We start from the raw sequence: 26835 nt of genomic DNA, 5'->3' as shown, positions 1-26835 counted from the left end.
AAGAAGGGCCGGTCGTGACGAGAATCGATGAACTGCTCGGCAGGGATTTCGACGGCGAGCCGACGACAGATCTCGACGATGTGATCGACACCGCGTACGACGACCCCCGCCACAGCGAGCGGGTGCCCGGGCTCATCGAGCTGATGAACGATCCGGGCGAGCCCGAGAAGGACCGCTTCCTCGCGTGCTTGGCGCTGACCTCGTGGGCCGAGCCGGCCGGCTTCGAGACGGTGATCGCGGCGGCGGCGGACCCGGAGAACACCCCCTGGTACGACTTCTCGATCGACCGGAAGTTCTCCGTGGACAGCACGTTCTCGCAGCTCGCGGTGGCCGTGGACAGCAGCCGTTTCCTGGTGGAGGAAAAGGGCACCGCCGCCCTGCGTACACAGGCGTTCCGCGCGCTGGCGCGGATCACCGACACCCAGTACTTCGAGGACCGCCTCGGTGAACTGATCGACAGCGCCACGGTCAGGGCGGCGCTCGGTGAGATCAAGGAGGCCATCGGCCGTGGCGTGCGCGCCCTGGCCTCCGGTGAGAAGCCCCGGTTCGACCTGGCCACCCAACTGGTCGACCTGGCCTGCGCGGTGGCTCCCGTCGACGGCCCGCTCTCGGTGGAACTGGCCACGAGCGTGCTGCACGTCGCCGCCTCGCCCCGCGCGCTGGAGCACGCCGTGACCATCGTCTACCGGGCCGAGGGGCCGGAGATCCGGGAGTTCGGCGAGTACCTCACGGCGGTCGGCAACGAGCGCGTACGGACGGAAGTCCGCGAGGCGTTCGAAGGCTCGCGGTGACGGAGACGCCGTCCATCGAGTTGGCTCCATGGCTTCCTGCCGTGCTCCCCGTCGACCCTGCGGCCGCAGAGCAGCTCCGCGAGTGGCTCGCCTCCGAGGAATACAACCTCAACGGGATGGGGCGGGACTTCCGGGGCTCGGACCTCTCGGGTGGGGATTTCTCGAATTGCTGGTTCACCGACGCCGTACTGGTCGAGGTACGGCTCGTCGGAGCTTCCTTCTACCGTGCCGATCTCCAATCGGCGGACCTGACGGGCGCGGACCTGACGGCAGCAGACCTGGTGAAGGCGAACCTGGATGAGGCCGTTCTCCGGTCGGCAGTGCTCGACGGGGCGGACATGGTCGGGGCCTCGTTGTCCGACGTGGACGCGAGGGGAGCCAGTTTCCGCGGAACACGCTTCGTCGGCGCGGAGTTGCTCAACACCGACATGAGGGGCAGCGACCTGTCCGATGCCGTGGTCGAGGAGAACTACTTCGAGATCGAGGTCGACGACACCACGGTCCTTCGCGGCTTGCGGGGCACGGTCTTCGGCCCGATCACCGTTGTCGGCGACGGTTCGTCGCGCGAGGTGGGCGGTGCGGAACTTGAGGCGTGGATCAGCGCGCGGGGCGGACAGGTTCAGGTGATCCCGCCGCACCGACCGGCAGTAGGTGCTGCACCTTGAGCGAGCCGATTCAAGCGGACCCGGACTTCAGAGGTTTCTTCAGGACGCAACTCGACCTTGAGCGCGGATATGAAATCCTGGGCGACTTGAGGCCCACGTTGTGGAGCTTCAGCGATTCCTATGTTGACTTGATCCGCTCTGGATTCGAGCAGATCATGGCAGATGAGAATTTCGGGCCTGCCGAGTACGAGCGGCTGACCGACATCGAGTTCCCCGACCGGGAGACACTGCACACCTACCTCCAGGACATGTACGACTACCTGTTCGGCGACGCGCCGGAACAGCCGATGCCCCCTGGCTGGTCGGAATTCCCCGACCCCCTCCCGCTGACCTCGAATTTTCATGACGGTCCAGCGGGCCGCCGACCGCACCAACGCCTCGTTCGAGCTCAAGTCCGAGGACGGCTCTGTCACTATTCACCCGCCAACGCTGTCAAACCATAAGGAAGTTCGATCGTCGTGCTGACGCGCGCGCCAAGAGAAAGCGGCTCGTGGTTCTGGGGCCTGGACGACGTGGTGGAGCCGGGTCTGGAATCCGCACTGCGGACAGCGGGACGCATGAGTGCCGTTCTCCGGCAGCACGGCCTTCTGGAGCCGGACGCCCTCGAATGGAACTGGTTCCACATCGGTAAGGGCGGTCTCGGTATTCACAGCCGACTGGATCTGGTCGAGCGTTCGCTCGACGACCCGAAGTTGCCGGAGGCACTCCGTTCCTGCCGGCCCGCCGGATATCCGCAGGCCGAGATGGGCGGAATCCTCGTACTGGGATCCGGAACGTGGTTCGACGCGGAAGGGACACCGCAGAGGGAGCACCGGCTCGTCGAGTTGATGGTTTCTCCGGACGAGATCGGCCCTTCGGCCGAGATCTCCGTATACCACGACATCTGGGGCCCGTGCGATTTCCGGGGTGAGCCCCACCCGGCCATCCACGCGGCCAACGCACCGCGGCTCAAGTCGGCACTGGAAAAGATCGTGATGCTGCTCGGCGTCGAGCCCGAACCCGGGGACCCGACGTATTACGGACACGCCAAGGGATACGAACTGGCGGCGCCCGACCTTGTCGACGGTCGAGGACCGGACCTCACCGACACGACGGTGGACTGATCGCCGGCAATCGAAGCAGGTGCACTTGACAGGCGAAATCCAAACCGACCCGCACTTCAAAAACTTTTTCAGTGCCCACCTTGATCTCGAGCGGGGATACGAGAACACCGGCGCACTGAGGCCCACCTTGTGGAGCTTCAGAGATTCCTACGTGGATTTCATCCGCTCAGGTTTCGAGCAGATCATGTCGGACGAAAATTTCGGACCCGCGGAATACGAACGACTCACCAATATCGAGTTTCCCGACAAGGAGACGCTGCACACCTACCTGCGGGAAATGTACGACTACCTGTTCGGCGACGCGCCGGAACAGCCGATGCCCCCGGGTTAGTTCGAGGAAGAGGACCGATTGGACCAGGAACACGACCGCGTCGAGCGCGTACGGACGGAAGTCCGCGAGGCATTCGAAGGCCCGCGGTGACGGAGCCGCCGGTCACCGAGCCGGTCCCGTGGCAGCCGTCCGCGTTCCCCGCCGACCCGGCGGCGGCGCGGCAGCTGAGGGAATGGCTCGATGACACGCATTACGCCCTGTACGGGGTGGGGCACGACTTCCGGGGTGCCGATCTCACGAACGGCGACTTTTCCGGTGCGTGGCTCATCGACGCGGTGCTTGCGGGCGTGGAGCTCGGGGGCGTGTGCCTCTACCGAGCGGACGTGAGTGGGGCGGACCTGACCGGGGCGAACATGGCCGGCGCCGACCTCGTCCGGGCGAAGCTCGACCGGGCCGTGCTCCGGTCCGCCCGGCTCGACCGGGCCGACATGGTCAAGGCGTCACTCCACGACGTCGACGCCTCGGGGGCGAGCCTGCGCGGGACGCGCATCATGGGCGCCTCGCTGTACGACGTGGACCTGCGGGGCGCGGACCTGACGGGCGCCGTCCTGTTCCACAACACGTTCAAGGTCACCGTGGACGACACCACCCTGGTACGCGGCCTTACCGGCACGGCCTTCGGGCCGGTCACGGTGGTCGGCGGCGCGGGCACCCGGCAAATAGGCGGCACGGACCTGGAAGCATGGCTCGGCGCCCGCGGCGCCGAGGTTCAGGTGATCCCGCCACAGGGGCGGGCGCGATAGGTATGCACGTCGAGGGGGGACATGCTGGACCCGCACGTCAGGAACTTCTTCCGGGTGTACCTGGACCTTGAGCGGGGGTACGAGAACACCGGCCACCTGCGGCGCACCCTGCTGAGCTTCAAGGATTCCTATGTGGACCTGATCCGGACGGGATTCGAGCAGATCATGTCGGACAAGGATTTCGGGCCCGCCCAATACGAGGGGCTGACCGACATCGAGTTCCCCGACAAGGAGACACTGGACACCTATCTCCGGGACATGTACGCCTACCTGTTCGGCAACGCATCGGAACAGCCGACGCCCCCGCGTTAGCCGGAATCCCCCGATCCCCTCCTCCACCGAAGGACCCCCGCATGACCCAGGACGTCGTCGCACTCACCCGGCGGATGCCCGACTCGCTCAGTGTGCTGGCCGGGTTGCTTGCCGGCGGGCCCGATCTGCGGGTGGGGACCACCGGGGACGGGGCCGTCGTGCAGTTGTGCGACGACGAGGGGCGGCCGCTCGTGTCCGTGGAGGTGCCGCTGCTGATCCAGGTGCCCGGGGAAGCCGTCCGGCTGCTCGGGGCGGAGGCCGCGCCCGAGGGGGACGGGCCCTGGTGGTGGGTCGAGGCGCGGGCCGCCGCCGGGGTGGCCCGGGCAGAGGAGCTGGCCGGGGCCTTCGCCGCGCGGCTCACGCTGCTGCTCGGCGGCAGGGTCTGGCCGGCCGACGCCCCCGGCACCACCGGCGCGGCCAGCCCGCTCGACGTCTCGGGCATCACAGCCGTGCCCTCCCCCGCAGCCGCGCAGCCCGCCGTCGACATGCTCACCGACCAGGCGGCCGTCGTGCTCCAGGACCGCCCGGTCGTCCCCATGACCAGCTGGATGACGGAGGCGCTACGGGCCACCGTCGAGAGCGAGCGGTCGCTCCAGATCGTCACCCCGCCCCACTGCACGCTCTCCCTGCCGACGCGGCTGCTGCTCCAGTCCACCGCCTCGCGCTGGGTCGTCCAGGACGAGCGCTGCGGCTACTACGACGGGCTGACCGGCGCCGTAGTCCGCTGGCAGGACGACGCGTTCGCACCGGACCGGCGCGACGACGGGCAGACCCCGGTGGCCGAGGCGTTCACCGAGGCCGGGCCCACCGGTGAGCGGCAGCTCGTCGTATCGCTCCGGACCGTGCACCGCCCCACCGCCGACCTCGTGCTCGGCGGCGCCCTGGAAGCCGCCTGGGAGGCGCTGACCGGCGCGCCCCCGGCCGGCTGGGGGACGTCGGAGCCGGCAGGGCTCACCTGGTCGCGGCGGCGGCTGACCGACCTGGCGTACGAGCGCGCGCCCCGGCCCACCTGGCTGGTCGCCGTGGGCAACCCGGACCGCCCCGCCGTCGCCACCCTCCAGGTGAACCGCACCCCGGACGGGGTGGAGGAGGACATCACCCTCGTTCTCGGCTACGGCCCCGACGAGTCACCGGCCCTGGACGCGCTGCCGGGGCTCGCCGACGAGCTGGTGACCCGGCACGGGCTGCGGACCATGCTCTGCCAGCTGGCCGAGGGCCGCCGCGACCTGAACGCCCCGCCCCGCTTCGAACGCCCCCCGCTCCCGTACTCTTTCGCGCTCGGCTCCGCCGAGGTGACCGAGGTGGGCCTCGACACCGCCTCCCGGACCCCGCTCAAGGAGGCGCCGGTACGGCTGGGCCCCGGCGGCCGACCGGGCTACTACTACCCGCTCGGCGACGGCGAGACCGCCGAGGGCTGGGCGGCCCTGGAACAGCTGATGCGCCATCTGCGTGGGGCGCCGCCGGTCTAGCGCGCCAGCCCCGTGCGCCTTCCGGCTGATCGGTTAGCTTCCGGAAGTGATCAGATTTGCACACAAAGCGGCCGTTCTGGGTGTGCTGGGTGCGGTACTTGTCGGTTGCGGTCGTACCGAGCCCCGTGCAGCCGTCGAACGGCCGCCCGCCTCCCACGTCGCCGGGAAGCGCGCCGAGAAGCCCGCCGGGAAGCCTCCCGTCATGGCCCCGGGCCCCGGCGGGCTCACCCCCGTCTTCACGCGCGGGCCGCAGCACGCCGCGAAGGTCGTCGCGCTCAGCTTCGACGCCGACATGACGGCCGACGAGGGGCCGCGCGCGGCGGCCGGCGAGCACTTCGACAACCCGGAACTGATCGCCCTGCTGCGCCGTCTGAAGGTACCCGCGACGGTGTTCATGACCGGGCGCTGGGCGGAGGAGTACCCGGACCAGGCGCGCTCCATCGGCACCGATCCCCTCTTCGAGATCGGCAACCACTCCTACAGCCACTACGCGTTCACGACGCCCTGCTACGGACTCCCGACGGTCGAGAAGGACGCCGTGCGCACGGAGGTCCAGCGGGCGTTCGGGGCGATCCGGGCGACCGGCGCCCGCAATGTCGTGCCGTACTTCCGCTTCCCCGGCGGCTGTTACGACGACGACACGCTGCGCGCCCTCGGGCCGGAGAAGGTGACCGCCGTGCAGTGGGACGTCGTCAGCGGCGACGCCTTCGCGACGGATGCGGACGCGGTCGCCGAGCAGGTGCTCGACGGGGTGCGGTCCGGTTCACTGGTCGTCATGCACTGCACCCGCAGCGCGGCGCCGGTCACCGCCGAGGCGGTCCGCCAGGTCGTGCCGGAGCTGCGGAAGCGCGGCTACCGCTTCGTCAAGGTGTCCCAGCTGATGGGCGGCTGAGGTGCCTCAGCCCGAGCAGGCCGTGCGCTGGGCCTCCTGCCACTCGCACACCGGGCACAGCGTGATCCCCTTGACCGACTCGGCGTATTCGGTCGGCTTCCGGCACAGCACGCACTCGGCGTACGGCGGCCCCTCGGCCCGCTCCGGTGATTCGGCCGGCGGCGTCTCACAGTAGGCCTCGGATTCCTCAGTCATACGTACGAGCCTACTCAGCCCCGTACCGAAGTGAGCCGGCAGGCGAGCGCGAACACGGCGGCCGCCACGGCGGCGGCCCCGAGCAGCGGCAGCACCGGTATGTGGACCGTGCCGGTCAGCGAGCCGGTGACCAGGTCCGTCACCGCGTACTTGGCGGGAGATCCGGCCGTGACCAGCGCCAGCAGCGCGACGATCACGGTCGCCGCGATCGACCAGCCGCGCCCGTGCAGCAGCGGCCGGCCGCACAGCGCCCCGGCCGCCGCGCCCAGCAGCACGCAGCACGCGGTGGCGAGGACTCCGGCGGCCCCGGCGGGCGGCAGGGGCACCCGCACCGAGTGGTCCGTGCTCGCCGGGTCGCTGATCGCCAGGACCACGGCGGTGGCGGCGGTGCCGAGCAGCGCGGCGCCGCCCAGGCCGGTGAGCAGGGCCGCCAGATGGGCCCGGGGCTGCCCGCCCGCCGCCGCCGCGACGACCGCCCGGGCGGCGGGCGGCTCCTGCGTGACGCAGACGCGCACCAGCCAGGCGGTGACGGGGAGCATCCCGGCGGCGGTGTAGCCGAGCGAGTCGAGCACGGGCTGCCCCGAGCGGATGCCGACGGCGAGGAAGGCCAGGTACAGCAGCACCGGAGCCAGCCAGCGCTGGGACCGTACGAGCAGGGCGGCCTGGTAGCGGACGAGCGCGGTCATGGTGCGGGGTCCTCGTCCAGGGCGGGCGAGCGGTGCGGTTGCGGGGCTTCACCGGGCCCCCGAATCGGCTCCACCCGCCCGATGCGCCACGGCGGGCGCGCCGACAGCAGCGCCCCGAGCAGGGCGTCGGAGTGCGCCGCCGGGACCGTGAGGCGGGCCGTTCCGTCGTCGGTCAGGGCGTACGCGGGAGCCCCGGGCAGTCCGGACGGGAGCGGGGTCCCCGGCGGGGCCGTGGCGTCGATGCGGACACGGGATTCCGTAGGCGCGAACGGGGCGGCGGCCAGGCCCAGCCCCTCCACCCGGTACGCCGCGTCGACCGAACCCGCCAGCCGGCGTGGGTCGTGGTCGACGTACACCACCGTCGCCCCGGCGGCGACGCGCTCCGCCACGGCCCGGTCCAGCTCGCCGCGCGCCTCGGTGTCGAGGCCGGTCCACGCCTCGTCCAGGACCAGGAGTTCGGGTTCGGCGAGGAGCGCCTGGGCGACGGCGACCTTCTGGCTGGTGCCCTTGGAGAGTTCGGCGAGGGGCGTCCGGGCGTGCGCGGCGGCGCCGAACCTGGTCAGCCAGCGGTCCGCCCGGCCGGCCGCCTCGGAGGCGCGCAGCCCGTGGACGCGGCCGAGATGGACGAGGTACCCGGCGGCCGTGAACGGCAGGGCCGCCGGAAACCGTTCGGGGACGTACGCCGTGCGCGGCCGGCCCGTGATCCGGCCCTCGGAAGGGGCGTCGATCCGGGCCAGCAGCCGCAGCAGGGTCGACTTGCCGGTGCCGTTGGCGCCCTCGACGCGGACGAGGGCGCGCGCGGGCAGGACGAGGTCGACCCCGCGCAGCACCCAGGGGCCGGTGAGCCCGTACCTGCGGCCTGCTCCCCGCAGCCGCAGGACCTCCGTACCGGTGCTCAGTGGGACGACGCCTTCTCGGGCTTCAGCTCGCTCGGCCGTACGATCACGAAACCCTGCCCGTCCAGACGCAGTTGGACGGCCTCCCCCGAGCCGCCCCGGATCATCGAGCCGACGCTCTGCGAGCGGTGCAGCGAGGTGTTCAGCTGGGCGCTCCAGCCGACGACGGCGTCCGTGTCCACGAACACCGGCTGCTGCGGGGTGACGGGGATGACGATGGGATATCCGTCGCACATCAGGCCCAGCTTGCCGTAGCCGGTGAAGACGCTGTTGAAGAGGCCGCCGCCGGTCATCCCGGCACCCTTCACGGTCTTTATCTCGTACGAGAGCGACGCGTCGAAGCACAGCACGTTGCGGCCGTTGATGGTGAGGGCGTCGCCCTGCTCCATCTCCACGATGAAGCAGTTCGCCGCCTCGTGCGCGAACCACGCCTCGCCCTGGCCGCGCACGGCCATCAGCGGCAGCCCCTCGCCGGTGACCGCGCGCTTGAGGAGGCCGCCGATGCCCTGGCCCTTGTGCTCGAACTGGAGGTCTCCGCGGAAGGCGACCATCGATCCCTGGCGGGCGTGCATCTCCCCGTTGACCGCGTACTTGATGGACTTGGCGTTCTGCAGCGTCATCCCGGGGACGGTCGCCTGCTCCGCCATGTGCTCACTGGAAAAGAGATCGCTCTTCATAGCGGCATCCTCACCCGGAGCCTTCCATTCCGCCAAGAACGGTGTCCGGGGCGGCTGGCAGACTGGGCGGGTGAGCAGCAACGACATCCCCGCGCCCCCGTCCGCCGAGCCGGCCGCCGCGCCCCTGGACAGCCCCTTCCGGTCCGAGCGGACGGACCGGGACGAAGCACCGCAATACGTACTGCCGTTGGTGGTGCACATCGAGAAGACCGCGCCGCCGGCCCGGACCGACGCCCTGCGCACGGCCGCCCGCGCGGTGCTCGTGGTGCTGTCCGACGAGCGGTCGGCGGGCGAGGGCGAGTGGGCGCGGGTGATGCGGGACTGGCAGGACGCCCGCATCCGCAAGGTGGTCCGGCGGGCCCGGGGCGCGGAGTGGCGCAAGGCGTCCGCGCTGCCCGGGATCACGGTGACGGGCGAGGAGGCGGAGGTGCGGGTCTTCCCGCCGGTGCCCCTGGACGGCTGGCCGAAGGAGCTGGCCAAGCTCCAGGTCTCGGGGACGGACCTGGACGACCCGGAGCCGCCGGCCGCGCCCGACCCGGCGCACCCGGTGCTGTGGCTCAACCCGGACCTCGGCATGTCGGCAGGCAAGGAGATGGCGCAGGTCGGGCACGGGGCGCAGCTCGCCTGGTGGGAGCTGACGGAGACCGAGCGCAAGGCGTGGCGCGAGGCGGGCTTCCCGCTCTCGGTGGCCACGGCGGAGCCGGGCCGCTGGGCGGAGCTGGCGGTGAGCGGGCTGCCGGTCGTGAGGGACGCGGGCTTCACGGAGATCGCCCCGGGCTCGTGCACGGTGGTCGCCGACCACCCGGCGCTGCGCCGCCGTCGCTGAGCCCTCGGCCGGGTCGCCGGAACCTCAAATGAAGCTCTGAACGTCTCCTCTTCCGGATTCAGGGGCGCGCTCCGGGGCCATCACCCCTGCACGAGCCGAGGGGGACGCGACATGGGGGACGGTATGAGGCTGGGGATCGGGATCGGCTGGCGGCCGGAGATCGCCGACGAGGTGGAGGCGCTGGAGGGGATCGACTGGGTGGAGGCGGTCGCGGAGAACCTCTGCGCCGACCACCTGCCGGACTCCCTGGTACGGCTGCGGGAGCGCGGGGTCACCGTGGTGCCGCACGGCGTCTCGCTGGGCCTCGGCGGCGCCGACCGCCCCGACCCCGGCAAGCTCGCGGACCTCGCCGCCCGCGCCACGCTGCTCGGCGCGCCGCTGGTGACCGAGCACATCGCGTTCGTACGGGCGGGCGGGCGGCGCACCGGATCGCCGGTCCTGGAGGCGGGTCACCTGCTGCCGGTGCCGCGCACCCGGGCGGCGCTGGACGTGCTGTGCGAGAACGTGCGCATCGCGCAGGACGCGCTGCCGGTTCCTTTGGCGCTGGAGAACATCGCGGCGCTGGTCTCCTGGCCGGGCGAGGAGCTGACCGAGGGGCGGTTCCTGGCGGAGCTGGTCGAGCGGACCGGGGTGCGGCTGCTGATCGACGTGGCCAACCTGCACACCAACCACGTGAACCGGGGCGAGGACCCGGCGGCCGCGCTGGACGAACTGCCGGTGGAGGCCATCGCGTACGTGCATGTGGCGGGCGGGGTCGAGAAGGACGGCGTGTGGCACGACACGCACGCCCACCCGGTGACCGCCCCGGTGCTCGATGTGCTGGCGGAGCTGCGGTCCCGGGTGGACCCGCCGGGGGTGCTGCTGGAGCGCGACGAGGCGTTCCCGCCGGACGGTGAGCTGGCGGGCGAGCTGGACGCGATCCGGGGGGTGCTGGAGAAGAGCGGGGGCGCCCCGGCTGCCTGGGTGACCCCGGAAACCCCACCCGTCCCGCCCGTCGCGGAGTCCGTACGGGACGGCGTCGCGGTCGCGCAGACCGCCCTGCTGTCCGCCCTGGTCGCCGGCACGCCCGCGCCGGAGGGGTTCGACCCGCGCCGGCTCCGGGTGCAGAGCCGCGCCCTGGCCGCGAAGCGCGCCGATGTCGTGGCCAAGGTGGCGCCCGAGCTGCCGGAGATCCTGGGGGCCGGCTACCGGGCGGCGTTCCTCGCGTACGCCGGGGCGCGGCCCCTGACGTCGGGGTACCGGCGCGACGCCCTGGACTTCGCCGAGCACCTGCTCATCGCGGGACGCCCGGAGGACGACGCGGCCCGACGCCGGCTGACGCACTGGTGGCGGGACCGGGCCGCGCCCCGGCCGCCCGGGCGTGCGACCCGGCTGGCCCGCGCCGCCCGCTCCGTGCTGGCGGGGCGGTGACGGGCATGGACGGGATGCTCGTGTTCCTCACGCTCGCGTTGATCGCGTCGTCCACCGTGCTGGTCAGCGGCCTGGCCCGCTCCCGCCGGGGGGTGGGCGGCCCGGCGCACGACCTGTCCGAGGCGGCGTTCCTGAACGGCGGGCCCGGCCGGGTCGTCGACACCGCGCTGGCCGCCATGCACGCGGACGGCCGGCTGGCCATCGGCGGCCCCGGCATCGTCGCCGTGCTCCGGCCGGTCGCCCACGACCCGGTGGAGCGGGCGGTGCTCCACGAGCTGGCCGCCGCGCCGAGCGGGGCGCTGCCGGCGCTGCGGGCGGCCGTGATGCGGCACCCCGCGGTGCAGGAGACCGGCGACGGTCTCGCCGCGCGCGGACTGCTGGCCCGGCCCGGCGCGAACGCCAAGTGGCGCATCTGGGGCCTGTTGCAGACGCTGTTGTGCCTCGCGTCCGGCCCGATCACCATCGGCCTGGCCATCGTCCACTTCATGGAGGACGACGACGCCACCGACTGGGCCCACCCGTTCGCCGTGGCGATGATCCCGGCCGTCGTCGTCGGCTTCGTGTCCGGGCTGGTCTGCGCGGCGGTGGCGCGGACCCGCATCACCCGGGCGGGACGCAGGGCGGCGGCGGAGTTCGCGGCCGCGCACGCCCACCGGGCCGGCCCGGCGTTCCTGGTGGCGACCCGGGGGCTGCGCGGTGTCCCGGACCCGGAGCTGCGGACGCACCTGATCGCGGCGTCCCGGACCCGGCCCACCGCCTCCTCGTACACCCCCTTCGGCCCCTCGGCGCTGCTGGTCGCGCCGGCCGTGTGGTGCGCGGGGGCGAGCCCGGGCGGCGGCTGCGGCAGCTCCTCGGGCAGCAGCTGCGGCGGAGGCGCGGGGTCGAGCTGCGGGGGCGGGTCGAGTTGTGGCGGCGGGAGCGGCTGCGGCGGTGGCGGATCGAGTTGCGGGGGCGGCAGCAGCTGCGGCGGCGGGTCGAGCTGCGGCAGCAGTTCCTGAGACGGCCGTCCACCTACTGGACGAGCTATGGCGCCACGGGCGGTGCCGGCATAGAACACGGGCATGGTGCCGTTTCTGTTGCTGCTGGTCGCCTGGGGTGCGGCGGGTCTTTCCTGCGCCCGGCTCTGTCTCGCGGGGGCCCGCGCGGCCCGGCGGCCGGGGGGCGCGACCGGCGGTCGCGGACGGCAACTCACCCTGTACGAGGCGGCGTTCCTGGCGGGCGGGTCGGGCCGGGTCGCCGACGTGGCACTGGTCTCGATGCATCTGCGGCGCCGGCTGCTGCTGGCCCACACCGGGTGGGCGACGGTCGTGGACCCCGAGGGCCGCGACGAGGTGGAACGTACGGTGATCCGCGCCATAGGGCCGGGGGGCCAGTCGCCGATAGCGCCGGTGCGCGCGTCGGCCGCCGCCGCCGGCGCCGTACGGGCGGTGGGCGACCGGCTCGTCGCGGCCGGTCTGGCGGTCCCGCGCGGGGCGGACGTCGCGGCGGCGGTGCGGGCGGTGCGCGGGGCGGCGCTGCTGGTGGCCGCGCTGGGCGCCGCCGCCCTGCTCGTCCCCGACGACGGGGGCACGGCCCCGATGCCGGCGTGGTTCGCGCTGCCGCTCGTGCTGACCCTGGGCTGCCTGGCCATAGCCCGGATCGAGGCGCACCCCTACGGTGCGTGGGCCTCCCCGGACGGGCGGCGGCTGCTGGCGGCCTGCGCGGTGCCGGGGGACGGCGCGACGGGCGACACGCTCGTGACGGTCGCGGTGCGCGGGGTGGACGCGGTGGACGACCCGGTGCTGCGGGCTGCCTTGACGGGCCGCTCGGGCGTACGGAAGCTGCGGGGCGGCCGCGAATGACAAACGGTGCGGCGCGCACAGAGCGCGCCGCACCGCTGAGCCGAACCCGGTGTCGCTGGACCAGCGGGCGGCACGAGGTGCCGGGTGCCCGCCGTCTGATCTTCCGGGTTGGGGTGGTCGGAAGCCCGTTCGCTACGCGAGCCCGGCCACCAGGTCCGCGACCGACTTGCGCCGGCCGGTGAAGAAGGGGACCTCCTCGCGGACGTGCATCCGCGCCTCGGAGGCCCTGAGGTGACGCATCAGGTCGACGATGCGGTACAACTCGTCCGCCTCGAAGGCCAGCATCCACTCGTAGTCGCCGAGCGAGAACGAGGCGACGGTGTTGGCGCGCACGTCGGGGTAGCCGCGGGCCATCTTGCCGTGGTCGGCGAGCATGCGACGGCGGTCCTCGTCGGGCAGCAGGTACCAGTCGTACGAGCGCACGAAGGGGTAGACGCTGATGTAGTTGCGCGGCGTCTCGTCGGCGAGGAACGCCGGGATGTGCGACTTGTTGAACTCGGCGGGACGGTGCAGCGCCATGTTCGACCAGACCGGCTCCAGGTGGCGGCCGAGCCGGGTGCGGCGGAAGAGGTTGTACGCCTCTTGGAGCTCGTCCGCGGTCTCCGCGTGCCACCAGATCATGAGGTCGGCGTCGGCGCGCAGGCCCGAGACGTCGTACGTGCCGCGGATGGTGATGTCCTTCGCGGCGAGCTGGTCGAACAGCTCCTGGACCTCACCGGACACGGCCGCGCGGTCCGTGTCGGCGGGCAGGACGTCGCGCAGCTTGAAGACGGACCACAGCGTGTAGCGGATGACCTCGTTGAGGTCCTTGGCCTTCTTACCGGCGTTCGGAGCCTTGCTTGATGTCGCAGTCTCGGGTGCACTCATACGGCTATTGTCCCGCCTCGCTCCGAGTGCCCTGAACCAGGGTCGGCGTGGCGATGATCTCCCCGGTGGGACCCCCGCCGAGATCCCCGGCGATCTCGTCCGCCGCCCGGTGGGCGCTCGCCACGCAGGCCGGGATGCCGACCCCGTCGTACACCGCGCCGCACACCCGCAGCGCGGGCAGCTTCGCGACCTCGTCGCGGATGCGGGCGACCCGGGTGAGATGGCCCACCGGGTACTGGGGCAGTCCGCCGATCCACCGGGTGACCTCGGTCGCCACGGGGCGGGCGGTGAGCCCGGTCGCCGCGGTGAGGTCGCGCAGCGAGATGCCGACGAGCTCGCCGTCCTCGCGGTGCAGGTGCTCCTCCTCGCCGTACCGGCCGACGGAGGTCCGCAGCACGAACAGGTCCGGGGCCGCGTCGGCCACCCACTGCCACTTGTGCGTGGAGAAGGTGGCGGCCTTGATGGTGTGCCCGTCGACCGGCGGTACGAGGAAGCCGGAGCGCCCGTCGAAGGCCGTGCCGGTCACGTCGGAGCGCCGGAACGCCATGGTGACCAGCGCCATCGACGCGTACTCGACGCCCGCCAGCTCGGCCGAGGCGCCCGGCGACTCGGCGGCGAGCAGGGTGGCGGCGGACCAGGCGGGCACGGCGAGGACGATGCCGTCGGCGGAGACGGCCCCGGTGTCCGTACGGATGTCCCAGCCGTCGGCGGTACGGGCCAGGCCCAGCACGGGCGTCTCGGTGCGGATCTCACCGCCCCCGGCGCGCACGGCGTCGGCGACGGCACCGGGCAGGGTGCCGATGCCGCCCTCGATGCCCTGGAAGACGGGCCCGGTCTGCTGCCGGGCGGCGGCCCGCTCCTGGAGGCGGGTGACCCCGTCGAGCAGGGAGCCGCCTTCCCGGGCGGCCTCGAAGAGCTGGGGTACGGCGGCGCGCATCGAGATCCGGTAGGCGTCGCCCGCGTACACCCCGCCGAGCAGCGGCTCCACCAGCCGGTCCACGACCTCGCGCCCCAGCCGGTCCGCGACGTACGCGCCGACGGCGACGTCCTCGCCGACGGCCACCGGGGGCAGCACGCGGTCCTCGGCGATCCGGGCGAGCCCCTCGGCCGACAGCACCTCGCCCAGAACGGACGGGTCGCCCGGGACGCCCATCACATGGCCCTTGGGCATCGGCCGCAGCGCGTCGCGCGTCCACAGCGCGGCGGTGGCCGTGGCGGGCGGCTGGAGGCGGTCGCCGAGGCCCACGGCGCGGGCCAGGCCGACGGCCTCAGGGCGGCGGGCGAGCATGGACTCGGCGCCGAGGTCGACCCGGACGCCGGCGATCTCGCCGGTCATGAGCTTGCCGCCGAGCCGGTCGGTCGCCTCCAGGACGGTGACCCTCAGCCCGGCGCCGACGAGCCGGTGGGCGGCCGCGAGTCCGGCGATGCCGCCGCCGATGACGACGACATGACGGGGGGCCCGGTCCGCGCGGTGTGTGGATGGCTGCATGGCTCCACTCTCTCAAACCGGTTCCGAGTCCCGACCGTGACCGGTTCGCAACCGGATTCCCGGGTCCGCCGGCGCACCCCGGTACGTCCCATCGCCGTCATCAATCACCCGTCCTGGGGGGACAGTTATGCAAGGAACACCCGTCATCCGTACCGGCAGAGGCACCCGCTGCGGCCGGGCCGCGCTTGGGCGTACCGCGTCGGCCGCCGTCCTGCTGGCCGCCGTGCTCGCGCTGAGTGGCTGCGGCGCGTCCGGTGACGATTCGAGCGCGAGCGCCGACCGGGGCGTTGCCGGGCCCCAGCAGCAGGCCGACTCCAAGGCCGCCGGCAAGGCCGAGGCTCCGGCGGCTGCTTCGGCGCGGCCGGAACAGCGGGACAAGACCCCGAAACCGGTCGCGTCCCACGTCATCCGCACCGCCTCCCTCTCCGTGGAGGTGAAGGACGCGTCGAAGGCGGCGGCGCGCGCCCGCACCGCCGCGCAGGACGCGGGCGGACTGGTCGAGAAGGAGACGACCGAACGGATCGACGGCACGAGGGACTCCTCGCACCTCGTGCTGCGCGTACCGCAGGAGGCGTACGACGAGGTGCTGCGGGAGCTGTCGGGGACGGGGAAACAGGTCTCGCTCACCTCCGCGGCCAAGGACGTCACCGACCAGGTCGTGGACACCGACAGCCGGATCGCCACCCAGCGGGCGAGCGTGGCGCGGGTCCGCGAGCTGATGGACCGGGCCGACAAGCTGGCCGACGTGGTCACGCTGGAAGGCGAACTGAGCAGCCGTCAGGCGGAGCTGGAGTCGCTGCTCGCCCAGCAGGCGTCGCTGAAGGACCGTACGACGCTGGCGACCATCACGCTCGACCTGGTCGAACCGGAGACGGCGGCCGGGGCGGCCGAGGACGACCCGGGCTTCCCGGACGCCGTCGCCGGGGGCTGGCACGCCTTCGTGACGATGCTGCGGTGGCTGGCGATGGCGGTCGGCGCGGCGGCCCCGTTCCTCGCAGCGGCGGCCGTCCTGGCGGTGCTGTGGCGGCTGCTGCACCGCCGCCGGGCCGGGAGGCGGGGACCCGCCGAGGAGGGCTGACCACGTCACCGGCGCGGCCCGCGCCGTAGCCTGGGGTCCTTTCGGACAGGTGGAGGGACCCGGCATGGCGGCGGAACGACTGGTGGTCATCGGAGGGGACGCGGCGGGAATGTCCGCCGCGTCCCAGGCTCGGCGGCTCAAGGGCCCGGACGAGCTGAGCATCACCGCCTTCGAGCGGGGCCACTTCACCTCCTACTCCGCGTGCGGCATCCCGTACTGGGTCAGCGGCGACGTCACCGACCGGGACGACCTCATCGCCCGTACGCCCGAGGAGCACCGGGCCCGCGACATCGATCTGCGCACCCGCACCGAGGTGACGGAGATCGATGTGGCGGGGCGGCGGGTGCGCGCCCTGGACCGGGAGTCCGGCGAGACGTACTGGACCGGGTTCGACAAGCTGGTCATCGCCACCGGGGCCCGCCCGGTGCGCCCGGACCTGCCCGGCATGGACGCGGCCGGGGTGCACGGGGTGCAGACCCTGGACGACGGGCAGGCACTGCTGGACACCCTGGAGCGGACGGAGGGCCGGCGCGCGGTCGTCGTCGGGGCGGGGTACATCGGCGTCGAGATGGCCGAGGCACTGCTGAAGCGCGGCTACGAGGTGACCGTCCTCAACCGCGGCGAGCAGCCGATGGCCACGCTCGATCCGGACATGGGGCGCATGGTCCACGACGCGATGGACGGGCTCGGCATCACCACGGTGAACGGGGCGGAGGTCACCGGGATCAGGACCGGTCCGGACGGCCGGGTCACCGAGGTCGTGACGGACGACGCGTCCTACCCGGCGGACGTGGTGGTGCTCGGCATCGGCGTCCAGCCGGAGACGGCCCTGGCCCGGGAGGCCGGGCTGCCGCTCGGACCGCACGGCGGGCTGGTCACCGACCTGTCGATGCGGGTCCAGGGCCACGGCAACATCTGGGCGGGCGGCGACTGCGTGGAGGTCCTGGACCTGGTGGCGGGCCACACCCGGCACATCGCGCTCGGCACGCACGCGAACAAGCACGGCCAGGTCATCGGCTCCAACGTCGGCGGCGGCTACGGCACGTTCCCCGGTGTGGTCGGTACGGCGGTGAGCAAGGTGTGCGACCTGGAGATCGCCCGGACCGGGCTGCGCGAGAAGGACGCCCGGGCGGTGGGCCTGCGGTACGTCACGGCGACGATCGAGTCGACCAGCCGGGCGGGCTACTACCCGGACGCGCGGCCGATGACCGTGAAGATGCTCGCGGAGTACCGCACGGGCCGGCTCCTCGGCGTGCAGATCGTGGGCCGCGAGGGCGCCGGCAAGCGGGTCGACGTGGCGGCGGTGGCGCTCACCGCCCGGATGACCGCGGAGCAGATGACCGCCCTGGACCTGGGCTACGCCCCGCCGTTCTCACCGGTCTGGGACCCGGTCCTGGTCGCGGCCCGCAAGACCGTCGCGGTGCTGCGGAAGGCGGGCACCGACTGAGCGGCGCCCGCCCTCGCGGGGTTCAGCGCGCGGTGCTGGTGTGGACGTACTCGACGAGCCGGGACAGCGCGTCCGGGTCCATGTTCGGCATGACGCCGTGGCCCAGGTTGAAGATGTGGCCCTCCAGGCCGGCGGCCGCGTCCAGCACCTCCCGGGTCTTGGCCTCCACCGCGGAGGTCGGCGCGAACAGCACCGCCGGGTCGAGGTTGCCCTGGAGCGCCTTGCCGGGGCCGACGCGGCGCGCGGCCTCGTCCAGCGGCACCCGCCAGTCGACGCCGACGACGTCCGCCCCGGCCTCGCCCATCAGGCCGAGCAGTTCACCGGTGCCGACGCCGAAGTGGATGCGGGGGACGTCGTACGCGGCGACGGCATCGAAGACCTTCGCGGAGGCGGGCAGCACGGAGCGCCGGTAGTCGGCGGGGGCCAGGGCGCCGACCCAGGAGTCGAAGAGCTGGACGGCCGAGGCGCCGGCCTCGATCTGGACCTTGAGGAAGGCGCCGGTGATCTCGGCGAGCCGGTCGAGCAGGTCGGCCCAGAGCTCCGGGTCGCCGTACATCATGGCCTTGGTGTGCTCGTGGTTACGGGAGGGCCCGCCCTCCACGAGGTAGCTCGCGAGGGTGAACGGCGCGCCCGCGAAGCCGATCAGCGGGGTCTCCCCCAGCTCGGCGGTGAGCAGCCGGACGGCCTCGGTGACGTACGGGACGTCCTCGGGGGTCAGGTCGCGCAGCCGGGCGAGGTCGGCGCGGGTGCGGATCGGCTCGGCGATCACCGGGCCGACGCCGGGCTTGATGTCCAGGTCGATGCCGATCGCCTTGAGCGGGACGACGATGTCGCTGTAGTAGACGGCGGCGTCGACCTTGTGGCGGCGGACGGGCTGCATCGTGATCTCGGCGACGAGCTCCGGCATCGTGCAGGACTCGAGCATCGGGATGCCTTCGCGCACCTTCAGGTACTCGGGCAGCGAGCGCCCCGCCTGACGCATGAACCAGACCGGCGTGTGCGGGACCGGCTCGCGCCGGCACGCCTTGAGGAACGCCGAGTCGTAGGTGGCGGAAGTCTTCGTCTGCTGCCCGGAGGGGCGGTCGTTGGCACTCACGCACAGAATCTTCGCACGCGTGGGCAACGAGCCCGTCCCGCACGGGTGTCCTTCCGCGCGCGGAGCTCCCGTTCCGCCTACTCTTCCCCGCATGGCTGCGGCTCAGGGACACATCTCCGGTCAATCCGATGGCGCTGACGGCACGGACGGCGCGGAGGGTGGTGACGTCCCGCCCGCGTTCCGTTCGGCTGTCGAGGCGCTGCGTGCGGCGCGGCTGCGTCCCGAGCTGGAGGTGGAGCCGACCCGGCCGCCGAAGCGGCTCGCGCCGCACGCGTACGCGCTGGAGGCGGCGGTCCTCGACGGCGAGGACGACCTCGCCGACGGCCGGCTCGTCCTGCTCCACGACCCGGCCGGCCACGACGCGTGGCAGGGGGCTTTCCGGCTGGTGACCCTGGTCCGCGCCGAGCTGGAGCCGGAGATGGCCGCCGACCCGCTGCTCCCCGAGGTCTGCTGGTCCTGGCTGACCGGTGCGCTGGAGGCCCGCGGTCTGTTCTACGGGGAGGCGGGCGGGACGGTCACGATGGCGGGCTCGCACTACTTCGGCGCGCTGGAGACCCGGCGTCCCGCGACGCAGATCGAGATCCGGGCCTCCTGGACCCCGCGCGAGGGCCTGGGCGGCGCACCGGACGCGGCGGCGCATCTGGTCGCCTGGGGCGACCTGCTCTGCCAGATCGCGGGCCTGCCGCCGTCGGGCCCGCTCGACGCGGCGGTGGTCACGCTCCCACAGCGCCGGGGCCCGCAGGCGCCGTAACCAGAGAGCACGACCGGCACGGACGGGGCGGCCTTCGGGCCGCCCCGTCCTCCGTGACGCCGCGTCATGCGATCACTTTCAGCCAGCGGAAAACGCTCTCAGGAATCGATCGAGAACACCATTTGCCCGAATTGTTACTCATCAATTCGTGATCTTCCCCTAAAGGAGCAGGGGTCTGCTGCCGAAGGAGTCAATGACCCTTCAAGCACGGTTCGCCCCGGCTTCATCCCCGAGCCGGCCCGTCCCGCCACTCCCCAGGAGGCCTGGTGTCCGTTCTCCTCGAGCAGCCCGCAAGCCTGGTCGCCTACCGCCCGAACAAGCCGACGGCCATGGTCGTCGTGGCCGACCCGCGCGTCCGTTCCACCGTCACCCGCCATCTGTGGGCCCTCGGAGTTCGTGACGTCATCGAGGCGTCGTCCATCGCGGAGGCCCGTCCCCGCGTCGGCAACCCGCGCGACATCTGCGTAGCCGACGTCCACCTGCCCGACGGTTCCGGGCTGACCCTGCTGTCCGAAACCCGAGCCGCCGGCTGGCCCAACGGTCTCGCCCTGTCCGCCGCCGACGACATCGGAGCCGTGCGCAACGCCCTCGCGGGCGGCGTCAAGGGCTACGTGGTCACCGGCACCCGTACCAACATCGGCCACCCGGCCCGTCCCGGCGTCGCCCCCATCGGCGCCACCGCCGCCCGGATGCACCGCCGGCCCCCCGGCACCCCGAGCCACCCGGGCGGCTACCGCGAACTGTCCGGCCGCGAGGTGGAGGTCCTGCGGCTCGTCGCCGAGGGCCAGTCCAACAAGGCCATCGGTGTCTCCATGGGGCTGTCCGCCCTGACCGTGAAGAGCCACCTCGCCCGCATCGCCCGCAAGCTGGGCACCGGCGACCGCGCCGGCATGGTCGCGGTGGCCCTGCGGACGGGCATCATCCACTGACCCCCCGCCCCGGCCGGTGCACGACGTACGGAACCGGCTGGATAACGTGCATCGGCGCCTGCCGACGGAACGTTCCGTCGGCAGGCGCCGCGCACACACAGATACCCTTGACACGTGACCGACGCCCAAGAGACCGCAGCAGACACATCACTGCGAACCACCGGGGGCGCTCCCCCGGACGACGTCGCCCCGGCGCCGATCCCCTTGCTCGAACCGCGCGAGGGCATTCCGCCGGTGGTGGCGTCCGACGAAGCCCTGGCCGGAGTGATCGCGGCATTCGCCGCGGGCTCGGGCCCGGTGGCCGTGGACGCCGAGCGGGCGTCCGGCTACCGCTACGGACAGCGCGCCTACCTCGTCCAGCTGCGCCGTGACGGGGCGGGCAGCGCGCTCGTCGACCCCGTCGGCTGCCCCGACCTGTCCGGGCTCGGCGAGGCCCTGCGCGGCACCGAGTGGATCCTGCACGCGGCGACGCAGGACCTGCCCTGCCTCCGCGAGATAGGGATGATGCCGACCGGGCTCTTCGACACCGAGCTCGCCGGACGGCTGGCCGGCTTCCCGCGCGTCGGCCTCGGTGCCATGGTCGAGGGCGTCCTCGGCTACTCGCTGGAGAAGGGCCACTCCGCCGTCGACTGGTCCACCCGCCCGCTGCCCGAGCCCTGGCTGCGCTACGCCGCGCTCGACGTCGAGCTCCTCATCGACCTGCGCAACGCCCTGGAGGACGAGCTCGACCGGCAGGGCAAGCTGGAATGGGCCCAGGAGGAGTTCTTCGCCATCGCCTCGGCGCCGCCCGCTCCCCCGCGCCAGGACCCGTGGCGCCGCACCTCCGGGATGCACAAGGTCCGCCGCCGCCGGCAGATGGCGGTCGTCCGGGAGCTGTGGAACGCCCGGGACCAGATCGCCAGGCGGCGCGACATCTCGCCCGGCAAGGTCCTCGGGGACGCGGCGATCATCGAGGCCGCGCTCGCGCTTCCGGCCAACACGCACGCGCTGACCGCCCTCCCCGGCTTCGGTCCGCGCATGGGCCGACGCCAGCTGGAGCAGTGGCAGGCCGCCGTGGACCGGGCCAAGGCGCTCCCCGACACGGAGCTGCCGCAGCCGGGGCAGGCCCTCGCCGGCCCGCCGCCGCCGCGCGCCTGGGCCGACAAGGACCCGGCCGCCGCCGCCCGGCTCTCGGCGGCACGCGCCGCGGTGTCCGCGCTGGCGGAGCGGCTGCATCTGCCGCAGGAGAACCTGATCACACCGGACACGGTGCGCCGGGTCTGCTGGGAGCCTCCGAAGAACCCGACGCCGGAGACGGTGGAGTCCGCGCTCGCCGGGTACGGCGCGCGGCACTGGCAGATCGAGCAGGTGGCCCCGCTGCTGTACCGCGCGCTGACGCACCCCTCGTAACGGCAGGCGGCTCTCGTCACGGCACAGGACAGGGGCGCGATCACGCCAGGTTCCGCCGGGCCCTGCCACCGCCCATGGCCCGGACGGACTCGTTTTCGAGTCCGTCCGGGCCATTCGCCGTGTACGGAGGGACGCTCCCCGGGCAGTTTCCGCGTGTGACCTTCGCCGCTCCGGCCACAGGGGGTGGGCAGTCTGGTTACCCGCAAGTAGCATGACCGGAGCGGCGTGCCCCCGGGCGCGCCCCGCAGCAGTGCCATCCCGCACCCTGGAGGAGAGCCATCGTGCCTCGTACCATCCGGGACGTCGTCTTCGTAGACGGCGTCCGCACCCCGTTCGGCAAGGCGGGCCCGAAGGGCATCTACCACGAGACCCGCGCCGACGATCTCGTCGTGAAGGCCATCCGGGAGCTGCTGCGCCGCAACCCGGACCTGGACCCCAAGAAGATCGACGAGGTCGCCATCGCCGCGACCACGCAGATCGGCGACCAGGGCCTGACCCTCGGCCGTACCGCCGGCATCCTGGCGGGCCTGCCGCAGTCCGTCCCGGGCTACTCCATCGACCGCATGTGCGCGGGCGCCCTGACCGCCGTCACGTCGACGGCCGGCTCCATCGCCTTCGGCGCGTACGACGTCGTCGTCGCCGGCGGTGTCGAGCACATGGGCCGCCACCCGATGGGCGAGGGTGTGGACCCGAACCCGCGGTTCGTGTCGGAGAAGCTGGTCGACGAGTCCGCCCTGTTCATGGGCATGACCGCGGAGAACCTGCACGACCGGTACCCCACGATCACCAAGGAGCGCGCCGACGCCTACGCGGTGCGGTCGCAGGAGAAGGCCGCCAAGGCGTACGCCAACGGCAAGATCCAGCAGGACCTGGTGCCGGTCTCGGTGCGCCGCACGAACGCCGAGGCCGGTGAGACCGGCTGGGGCCTGGTCACCGCCGACGAGCCGATGCGCCCGGGCACCACCATGGAGTCCCTGGCCGGCCTGAAGACCCCGTTCCGCGCCCACGGCCGCGTCACGGCCGGCAACGCCGCGGGGCTCAACGACGGCGCCACCGCCTCCCTGCTCGCCGCCGAGGACGTCGCCCGCGAGCTGGGCCTCCCGGTCAAGATGCGCCTCGTCTCGTACGCCTTCGCGGGCGTCGAGCCGGAGGTCATGGGCTACGGGCCGATCCCGGCCACCGAGAAGGCCCTCGCGAAGGCCGGCCTGTCCATCTCGGACATCGGTCTCTTCGAGATCAACGAGGCGTTCGCCGTACAGGTGCTGGCGTTCCTGGAGCACTACGGCATCGCCGACGACGACGCCCGCGTCAACCAGTACGGCGGCGCGATCGCCTACGGGCACCCGCTGGCCTCCTCCGGCGTCCGGCTGATGACGCAGCTGGCCCGGCAGTTCGAGGAGCAGCCGGAGGTCCGCTACGGCCTGACGACGATGTGCGTCGGCTTCGGCATGGGCGCGACGGTCGTCTGGGAGAACCCGCACTTCGACGGAGGCAACAAGTGAGCACGACCACCACTGAGCTTCTGAAGGGTGCGGCCGAGCTGTTCCCTGGCGAGGTCGTCACCCAGGCGCACGTACGCCACCTGGACCTGCCGGCCGGTGCGGGGCGCTTCGCCCTCATCACGCTGGACAACGGCCTGGACCACACCAAGCCGACCACCTTCGGACCGCAGTCGCTGGCGAACCTGAACGCCGCCATCGACCAGGTCGAGAAGGAGGCCGCCGAGGGCGCGATCACCGGCGTCGGCATCACCGGCAAGCCGTTCATCTTCGCGGTCGGCGCCGACCTCAAGGGCGTCGAGCTGCTCAAGGAGCACAAGGACGCGCTGGCCATCGGCAAGGGCGGCCACGACGTCTTCCGCCGGCTGTCCACCCTCGCGGTGCCCACGTTCGCGTACTACAACGGCGCGACGATGGGCGGCGGTGTCGAGGTCGGGCTGCACTGCTCGTACCGCACCGTCTCCAAGGCGCTGCCGGCGTTCTCGCTGCCCGAGGTCTTCCTCGGTCTGGTCCCCGGCTGGGGCGGCTGCGTGCTGCTGCCGAACCTGATCGGCGCCGACCGCGCGGTATCGGTCATCATCGAGAACTCGCTGAACCAGAACCGCCAGCTCAAGGGCAAGCAGGTCTTCGAGCTCGGCATCGCGGACGCGCTCTTCGAGGGCGCGGACTTCCTGGAGCGGTCCCTCGTCTGGACCGCGGACGTGCTGAACGGCACGGTCACGGTCGAGCGCCCCGAGGTCGACCGCGGGGACGCCTGGGACCAGGCCGTCGCGCGCGGCCGGGCCATCGCCGACTCCAAGGTGCACGGTGCGGCCCCGGCCGCGTACCGCGCGCTGGAGATCGTCGCCGCGGCCAAGGACGGCGACCTGTCCGCCGGCTTCGACCGCGAGGACCAGGCCCTGGCGGACCTGATCATGGGCGGCGAGCTGCGGTCCGGGATCTACTCCTTCAACCTCGTCCAGAAGCGCGCCAAGCGCCCGGCCGGGGCCCCGGACAAGAACCTGGCGCGCCCGGTCACCAAGGTCGGCGTGGTGGGCGCGGGCCTGATGGCCAGCCAGCTCGCCCTGCTGTTCCTGCGCCGCCTGGAGGTGCCGGTCGTGCTGACCGACATCGACCAGGAGCGCGTCGACAAGGGTGTGGGCTACGTCCACGCCGAGATCGAGAAGCTGCTCGGCAAGGGCCGTATCAACCAGGACAAGGCCAACCGTCTGAAGGCCCTGGTCTCCGGCGTGCTGGACAAGGCGGAGGGCTTCTCCGACGCCGACTTCATCATCGAGGCGGTCTTCGAGGAGATCGGCGTCAAGCAGCAGGTGTTCGCGGAGGTCGAGGCGGTCGCCCCGGCGCACGCGATCCTCGCCACCAACACCTCGTCCCTCTCGGTCACCGAGATGGCCTCGAAGCTGAAGAACCCCGAGCGGGTCGTCGGCTTCCACTTCTTCAACCCGGTCGCGATCCTCCCGCTCCTGGAGATCGTGCGCGGCGAGAAGACGGACGACGCCTCGCTGGCCACCGCCTTCGGGGTCGCCCGCAAGCTGAAGAAGACCGCGGTGCTGGTGAAGGACGCCCCGGCGTTCGTCGTCAACCGCATCCTCACCCGCTTCATGGGCGAGATCCAGAACGTCATCGACGAGGGCACCCCGGTCGAGACCGCGGAGAAGGCCATCGAGCCGCTCGGCCTGCCGATGTCCCCGCTGGTGCTCCTGGAGCTGGTCGGCCCGGCGATCGGCCTGCACGTCTCCGAGACCCTGAACCGCGCCTTCCCGGCGCGCTTCACCGTCTCCGAGAACCTGGCGGCGGTCGTGAAGGCCGGCAAGCGCGGCTTCTACGTGTACGACACGGGCGCCCCGGTCCTCGACCCCGAGGTCGCCGCCCTCCTCAAGCAGGGCGACACCGTCCTGACCGAGCAGCAGGTCCGCGACCGCGTCCTGGACGCGGTGGCCCAGGAGATCGGCCTGATGCTGGACGAGGGCGTCGTGGCCGAGGCCCAGGACATCGACCTCTGCCTGATCACGGGCGCCGGCTGGCCCTTCCACCTGGGCGGCATCACGCCGTACCTGGACCGCGAGGGCGTCTCGGAGCGCGTGAACGGGAAGAAGTTCCTGGCGGCGGGCGTGGCGAGCGTTCCGGCGTAACCGGGATTCGCCTCGGCGCGGCGGGCCGTACGGGATCGTTCCGTACGGCCCGTTCCCGTATCCGGTGTCAGGGGGCGGGGCTTCGCGGGACGACGACGATCGCGTTGGAGACCTTGCGCTGGCGCTCCTCGTCGGTGTCCCCGGGGTCCGAGGGGCTGTTGCGGACCTTGTCCCGGACCACCATGGTGCTCGACCCGCCGCCGTCGAGGTTGATGGCGTCCTCGGCGCCCAGGTCCACCAGGATTCCGGCGGCCTCGGTGAGGGTGACGCCCTCGCTGACGCGCGGCCGGCGGCCGTCGAACACGACGAGCAGGAGGGTGCCGTCCGGTCGGATGCCGGCGACCGTGCGGGGCGACCGGCTGCTGACGGCCGTCTTGGAGACCCCGTTGGCCGCCGCGTTGATCCAGGTCCGGCCGTGGCGCACCAGCGCGGGTCCGGCTCCGACGACCGAGGCGCCGGAGGTGTCCACGGTCCGGCCTTCCGGGTCCGTCACCTGGGACTCCACGGTGAGGGTGCGGCCCTTGGCCGCGTGCTCGCGGAGCCAGCCGGCCGCGGACCCGGTACCCACCAGGGTGCGCCCGCCCGCCGGGACCTTGCCGCCGGAGGGGGTGCGCACGGCCGTGACCGTGCCCCGCGCGTCCAGCACCGCCTCGACGCTGTGCCGGCCGGCGGCGGGGGTCGGGACGCCCCACTGGGCGGGGAAGTCGACGAGTTCGTCCGGGTCCGAGCAGACGCGTCCGGGCAGCGGGTCCCCGGTCGGTGCGCCGGTGTCCGTGCGCCGGTCCCCGCCGACGCCCCCGCAGCCGACGATGCGCCCCGGCACCCGGTCGGTGCCGTCCACGACCGCGCGGGCACCGTCGGACGAGGTGACGTACGTGGCGGACCGCAGCTCGGTGATCCGGGGGCGCTTCCCGCGCCCGGGCAGGATGAGGGCGGTGCGCCCGTTGGCGGCCTCGCTGAGGAAGGTGCCGTCGGAGACGTAGAGGCCGAGGGGGTCGCCCTTGTAGCGGTGGGCATCTATGTCGAAGAACGTGCCGTTGACCGCCGCGACAGCACCGGCGGAGCTTGCGAGGTCGTGGACGGTCTCGGTGCTCGTCAGGGAACGGCCGTGTACCGCCCCGACGTCGACCGGGGCGTCCGGTGCCACCGTCACCACGGTGGTGCGTACCGGACTGCCGTCCTCCAGCCTCCTGACCGACTGGCTGAACAGGACGCCCCGGGGCAACGGCCGAACGGTGGGGGCTACGGCTGAGGACGATGGGGAGGCGGCATCGCTCCGGCCGTTCCCGGGCTGGAAACCGCAGCCGGCAAGCAGCACCAC

Annotated in this window: 28 protein-coding genes; 20 read left to right on the top strand and 8 right to left on the bottom strand. The window is 72.7% G+C overall.

Going from position 1 to position 26835, the window contains the following annotated elements:
* Nucleotides 1–14: 14 nt before the first annotated feature.
* The 9 genes from ABZ565_RS17955 (at nt 15) to ABZ565_RS17915 (ending at nt 6306) form a co-directional block, all read left to right on the top strand.
* Nucleotides 15–791, top strand: coding sequence for a hypothetical protein (locus tag ABZ565_RS17955; protein ID WP_361027200.1), 777 nt, complete (start codon nt 15–17; stop codon nt 789–791).
* On the top strand, nt 788–1456 hold the full coding sequence (locus ABZ565_RS17950; protein ID WP_361027197.1) for a pentapeptide repeat-containing protein: 669 nt from the start codon (nt 788–790) through the stop codon (nt 1454–1456). Before ABZ565_RS17955 ends, ABZ565_RS17950 begins: the two co-directional genes overlap by 4 nt.
* Complete coding sequence (locus ABZ565_RS17945; protein ID WP_361027194.1) at nt 1453–1899, top strand: hypothetical protein; 447 nt, start codon at nt 1453–1455, stop codon at nt 1897–1899. The genes ABZ565_RS17950 and ABZ565_RS17945 overlap by 4 nt, the downstream gene beginning before the upstream one ends.
* A gap of 15 nt (nt 1900–1914) precedes the next feature.
* Nucleotides 1915–2559 (top strand): hypothetical protein, encoded by a 645-nt coding sequence (locus tag ABZ565_RS17940; protein WP_361027191.1) that lies wholly within the window; start codon nt 1915–1917, stop codon nt 2557–2559.
* Between the two features lie 25 nt (nt 2560–2584).
* Nucleotides 2585–2890, top strand: coding sequence for a hypothetical protein (locus ABZ565_RS17935; protein ID WP_361027188.1), 306 nt, complete (start codon nt 2585–2587; stop codon nt 2888–2890).
* 86 nt (nt 2891–2976) lie between these two features.
* Nucleotides 2977–3633, top strand: a complete 657-nt coding sequence (locus ABZ565_RS17930; protein ID WP_361027186.1) for a pentapeptide repeat-containing protein — start codon at nt 2977–2979, stop codon at nt 3631–3633.
* A gap of 21 nt (nt 3634–3654) precedes the next feature.
* The gene (locus ABZ565_RS17925) at nt 3655–3945 is read left to right on the top strand and encodes a hypothetical protein (RefSeq protein ID WP_361027183.1); all 291 of its coding nucleotides are present in this window, start codon (nt 3655–3657) and stop codon (nt 3943–3945) included.
* A 41-nt stretch (nt 3946–3986) separates the two neighbouring features.
* Nucleotides 3987–5414, top strand: coding sequence for a DUF6177 family protein (locus ABZ565_RS17920; RefSeq protein ID WP_361027179.1), 1428 nt, complete (start codon nt 3987–3989; stop codon nt 5412–5414).
* Nucleotides 5415–5616: 202 nt separating this feature from the next.
* A complete protein-coding gene (locus ABZ565_RS17915) occupies nt 5617–6306 on the top strand; it encodes a polysaccharide deacetylase family protein (RefSeq protein ID WP_361027176.1) in 690 nt (229 codons plus the stop codon).
* A gap of 6 nt (nt 6307–6312) precedes the next feature.
* Here the strand turns inward: ABZ565_RS17915 and ABZ565_RS17910 are convergent, their stop codons facing one another.
* From ABZ565_RS17910 to ABZ565_RS17895, 4 genes are all read right to left on the bottom strand, one after another.
* Nucleotides 6313–6501: a hypothetical protein gene (locus ABZ565_RS17910; RefSeq protein ID WP_361027173.1), complete on the bottom strand. Its 189-nt coding sequence runs from the start codon at nt 6499–6501 to the stop codon at nt 6313–6315.
* 14 nt (nt 6502–6515) lie between these two features.
* A complete protein-coding gene (locus tag ABZ565_RS17905; RefSeq protein WP_361027170.1) occupies nt 6516–7187 on the bottom strand; it encodes an ABC transporter in 672 nt (223 codons plus the stop codon).
* Entirely contained in the window at nt 7184–8017 is an 834-nt protein-coding gene (locus tag ABZ565_RS17900; RefSeq protein WP_361027167.1) for an ATP-binding cassette domain-containing protein, read from the bottom strand. Before ABZ565_RS17900 ends, ABZ565_RS17905 begins: the two co-directional genes overlap by 4 nt.
* Nucleotides 8018–8082: 65 nt before the next feature.
* Entirely contained in the window at nt 8083–8760 is a 678-nt protein-coding gene (locus tag ABZ565_RS17895; protein WP_361027164.1) for an AIM24 family protein, read from the bottom strand.
* A 70-nt stretch (nt 8761–8830) separates the two neighbouring features.
* Between ABZ565_RS17895 and ABZ565_RS17890 the strand changes: the two genes are divergently transcribed.
* The 4 genes from ABZ565_RS17890 to ABZ565_RS17875 all read left to right on the top strand — a co-directional run bounded on the left by ABZ565_RS17890 (nt 8831) and on the right by ABZ565_RS17875 (nt 12837).
* Nucleotides 8831–9586, top strand: coding sequence for a peptidyl-tRNA hydrolase (locus tag ABZ565_RS17890; protein ID WP_361027161.1), 756 nt, complete (start codon nt 8831–8833; stop codon nt 9584–9586).
* 123 nt (nt 9587–9709) lie between these two features.
* On the top strand, nt 9710–10996 hold the full coding sequence (locus ABZ565_RS17885) for a DUF692 domain-containing protein (RefSeq protein ID WP_361027158.1): 1287 nt from the start codon (nt 9710–9712) through the stop codon (nt 10994–10996).
* Nucleotides 10912–11994 (top strand): TIGR04222 domain-containing membrane protein, encoded by a 1083-nt coding sequence (locus ABZ565_RS17880; RefSeq protein WP_361027155.1) that lies wholly within the window; start codon nt 10912–10914, stop codon nt 11992–11994. Before ABZ565_RS17885 ends, ABZ565_RS17880 begins: the two co-directional genes overlap by 85 nt.
* Before the next feature lie 63 nt (nt 11995–12057).
* On the top strand, nt 12058–12837 hold the full coding sequence (locus ABZ565_RS17875; protein ID WP_361027152.1) for a TIGR04222 domain-containing membrane protein: 780 nt from the start codon (nt 12058–12060) through the stop codon (nt 12835–12837).
* Between the two features lie 132 nt (nt 12838–12969).
* Here ABZ565_RS17875 and hemQ read toward each other — a convergent pair whose 3' ends face one another.
* Nucleotides 12970–13704, bottom strand: a complete 735-nt coding sequence (hemQ, locus tag ABZ565_RS17870) for a hydrogen peroxide-dependent heme synthase (protein ID WP_361027149.1) — start codon at nt 13702–13704, stop codon at nt 12970–12972.
* 4 nt (nt 13705–13708) lie between these two features.
* Nucleotides 13709–15193, bottom strand: coding sequence for a protoporphyrinogen oxidase (hemG, locus tag ABZ565_RS17865; RefSeq protein WP_361027146.1), 1485 nt, complete (start codon nt 15191–15193; stop codon nt 13709–13711).
* 127 nt (nt 15194–15320) lie between these two features.
* Between hemG and ABZ565_RS17860 the strand changes: the two genes are divergently transcribed.
* The gene (locus ABZ565_RS17860) at nt 15321–16271 is read left to right on the top strand and encodes a DUF4349 domain-containing protein (RefSeq protein ID WP_361027143.1); all 951 of its coding nucleotides are present in this window, start codon (nt 15321–15323) and stop codon (nt 16269–16271) included.
* Between the two features lie 64 nt (nt 16272–16335).
* On the top strand, nt 16336–17718 hold the full coding sequence (locus ABZ565_RS17855; protein ID WP_361027140.1) for an FAD-dependent oxidoreductase: 1383 nt from the start codon (nt 16336–16338) through the stop codon (nt 17716–17718).
* A gap of 22 nt (nt 17719–17740) precedes the next feature.
* Here the strand turns inward: ABZ565_RS17855 and hemE are convergent, their stop codons facing one another.
* Nucleotides 17741–18814 (bottom strand): uroporphyrinogen decarboxylase, encoded by a 1074-nt coding sequence (gene hemE / locus ABZ565_RS17850; protein ID WP_361027137.1) that lies wholly within the window; start codon nt 18812–18814, stop codon nt 17741–17743.
* Between the two features lie 91 nt (nt 18815–18905).
* On the opposite strand from hemE, the gene ABZ565_RS17845 reads away from it, so the two are divergent.
* The 5 genes from ABZ565_RS17845 (at nt 18906) to ABZ565_RS17825 (ending at nt 25514) form a co-directional block, all read left to right on the top strand.
* Complete coding sequence (locus ABZ565_RS17845; RefSeq protein WP_361027134.1) at nt 18906–19565, top strand: DUF3000 domain-containing protein; 660 nt, start codon at nt 18906–18908, stop codon at nt 19563–19565.
* 266 nt (nt 19566–19831) lie between these two features.
* Entirely contained in the window at nt 19832–20494 is a 663-nt protein-coding gene (locus tag ABZ565_RS17840) for a response regulator transcription factor (RefSeq protein ID WP_018100712.1), read from the top strand.
* 114 nt (nt 20495–20608) lie between these two features.
* Nucleotides 20609–21883 (top strand): HRDC domain-containing protein, encoded by a 1275-nt coding sequence (locus ABZ565_RS17835; protein ID WP_361027131.1) that lies wholly within the window; start codon nt 20609–20611, stop codon nt 21881–21883.
* A gap of 281 nt (nt 21884–22164) precedes the next feature.
* On the top strand, nt 22165–23385 hold the full coding sequence (locus ABZ565_RS17830; protein WP_361027128.1) for an acetyl-CoA C-acyltransferase: 1221 nt from the start codon (nt 22165–22167) through the stop codon (nt 23383–23385).
* Nucleotides 23382–25514, top strand: coding sequence for a 3-hydroxyacyl-CoA dehydrogenase NAD-binding domain-containing protein (locus tag ABZ565_RS17825; RefSeq protein ID WP_361027125.1), 2133 nt, complete (start codon nt 23382–23384; stop codon nt 25512–25514). Before ABZ565_RS17830 ends, ABZ565_RS17825 begins: the two co-directional genes overlap by 4 nt.
* Before the next feature lie 67 nt (nt 25515–25581).
* Here ABZ565_RS17825 and ABZ565_RS17820 read toward each other — a convergent pair whose 3' ends face one another.
* The gene (locus tag ABZ565_RS17820) at nt 25582–26739 is read right to left on the bottom strand and encodes a phosphodiester glycosidase family protein (protein WP_361027122.1); all 1158 of its coding nucleotides are present in this window, start codon (nt 26737–26739) and stop codon (nt 25582–25584) included.
* Nucleotides 26740–26835: the final 96 nt, after the last annotated feature.

It is taken from the genome of Streptomyces sp. NPDC016469 (assembly GCF_040632905.1).
In the GTDB taxonomy this organism is placed as follows: domain Bacteria; phylum Actinomycetota; class Actinomycetes; order Streptomycetales; family Streptomycetaceae; genus Streptomyces.
Note: the sequence above shows the minus strand (reverse complement) of the source record. Positions and strands in the feature narration are given on the sequence as shown.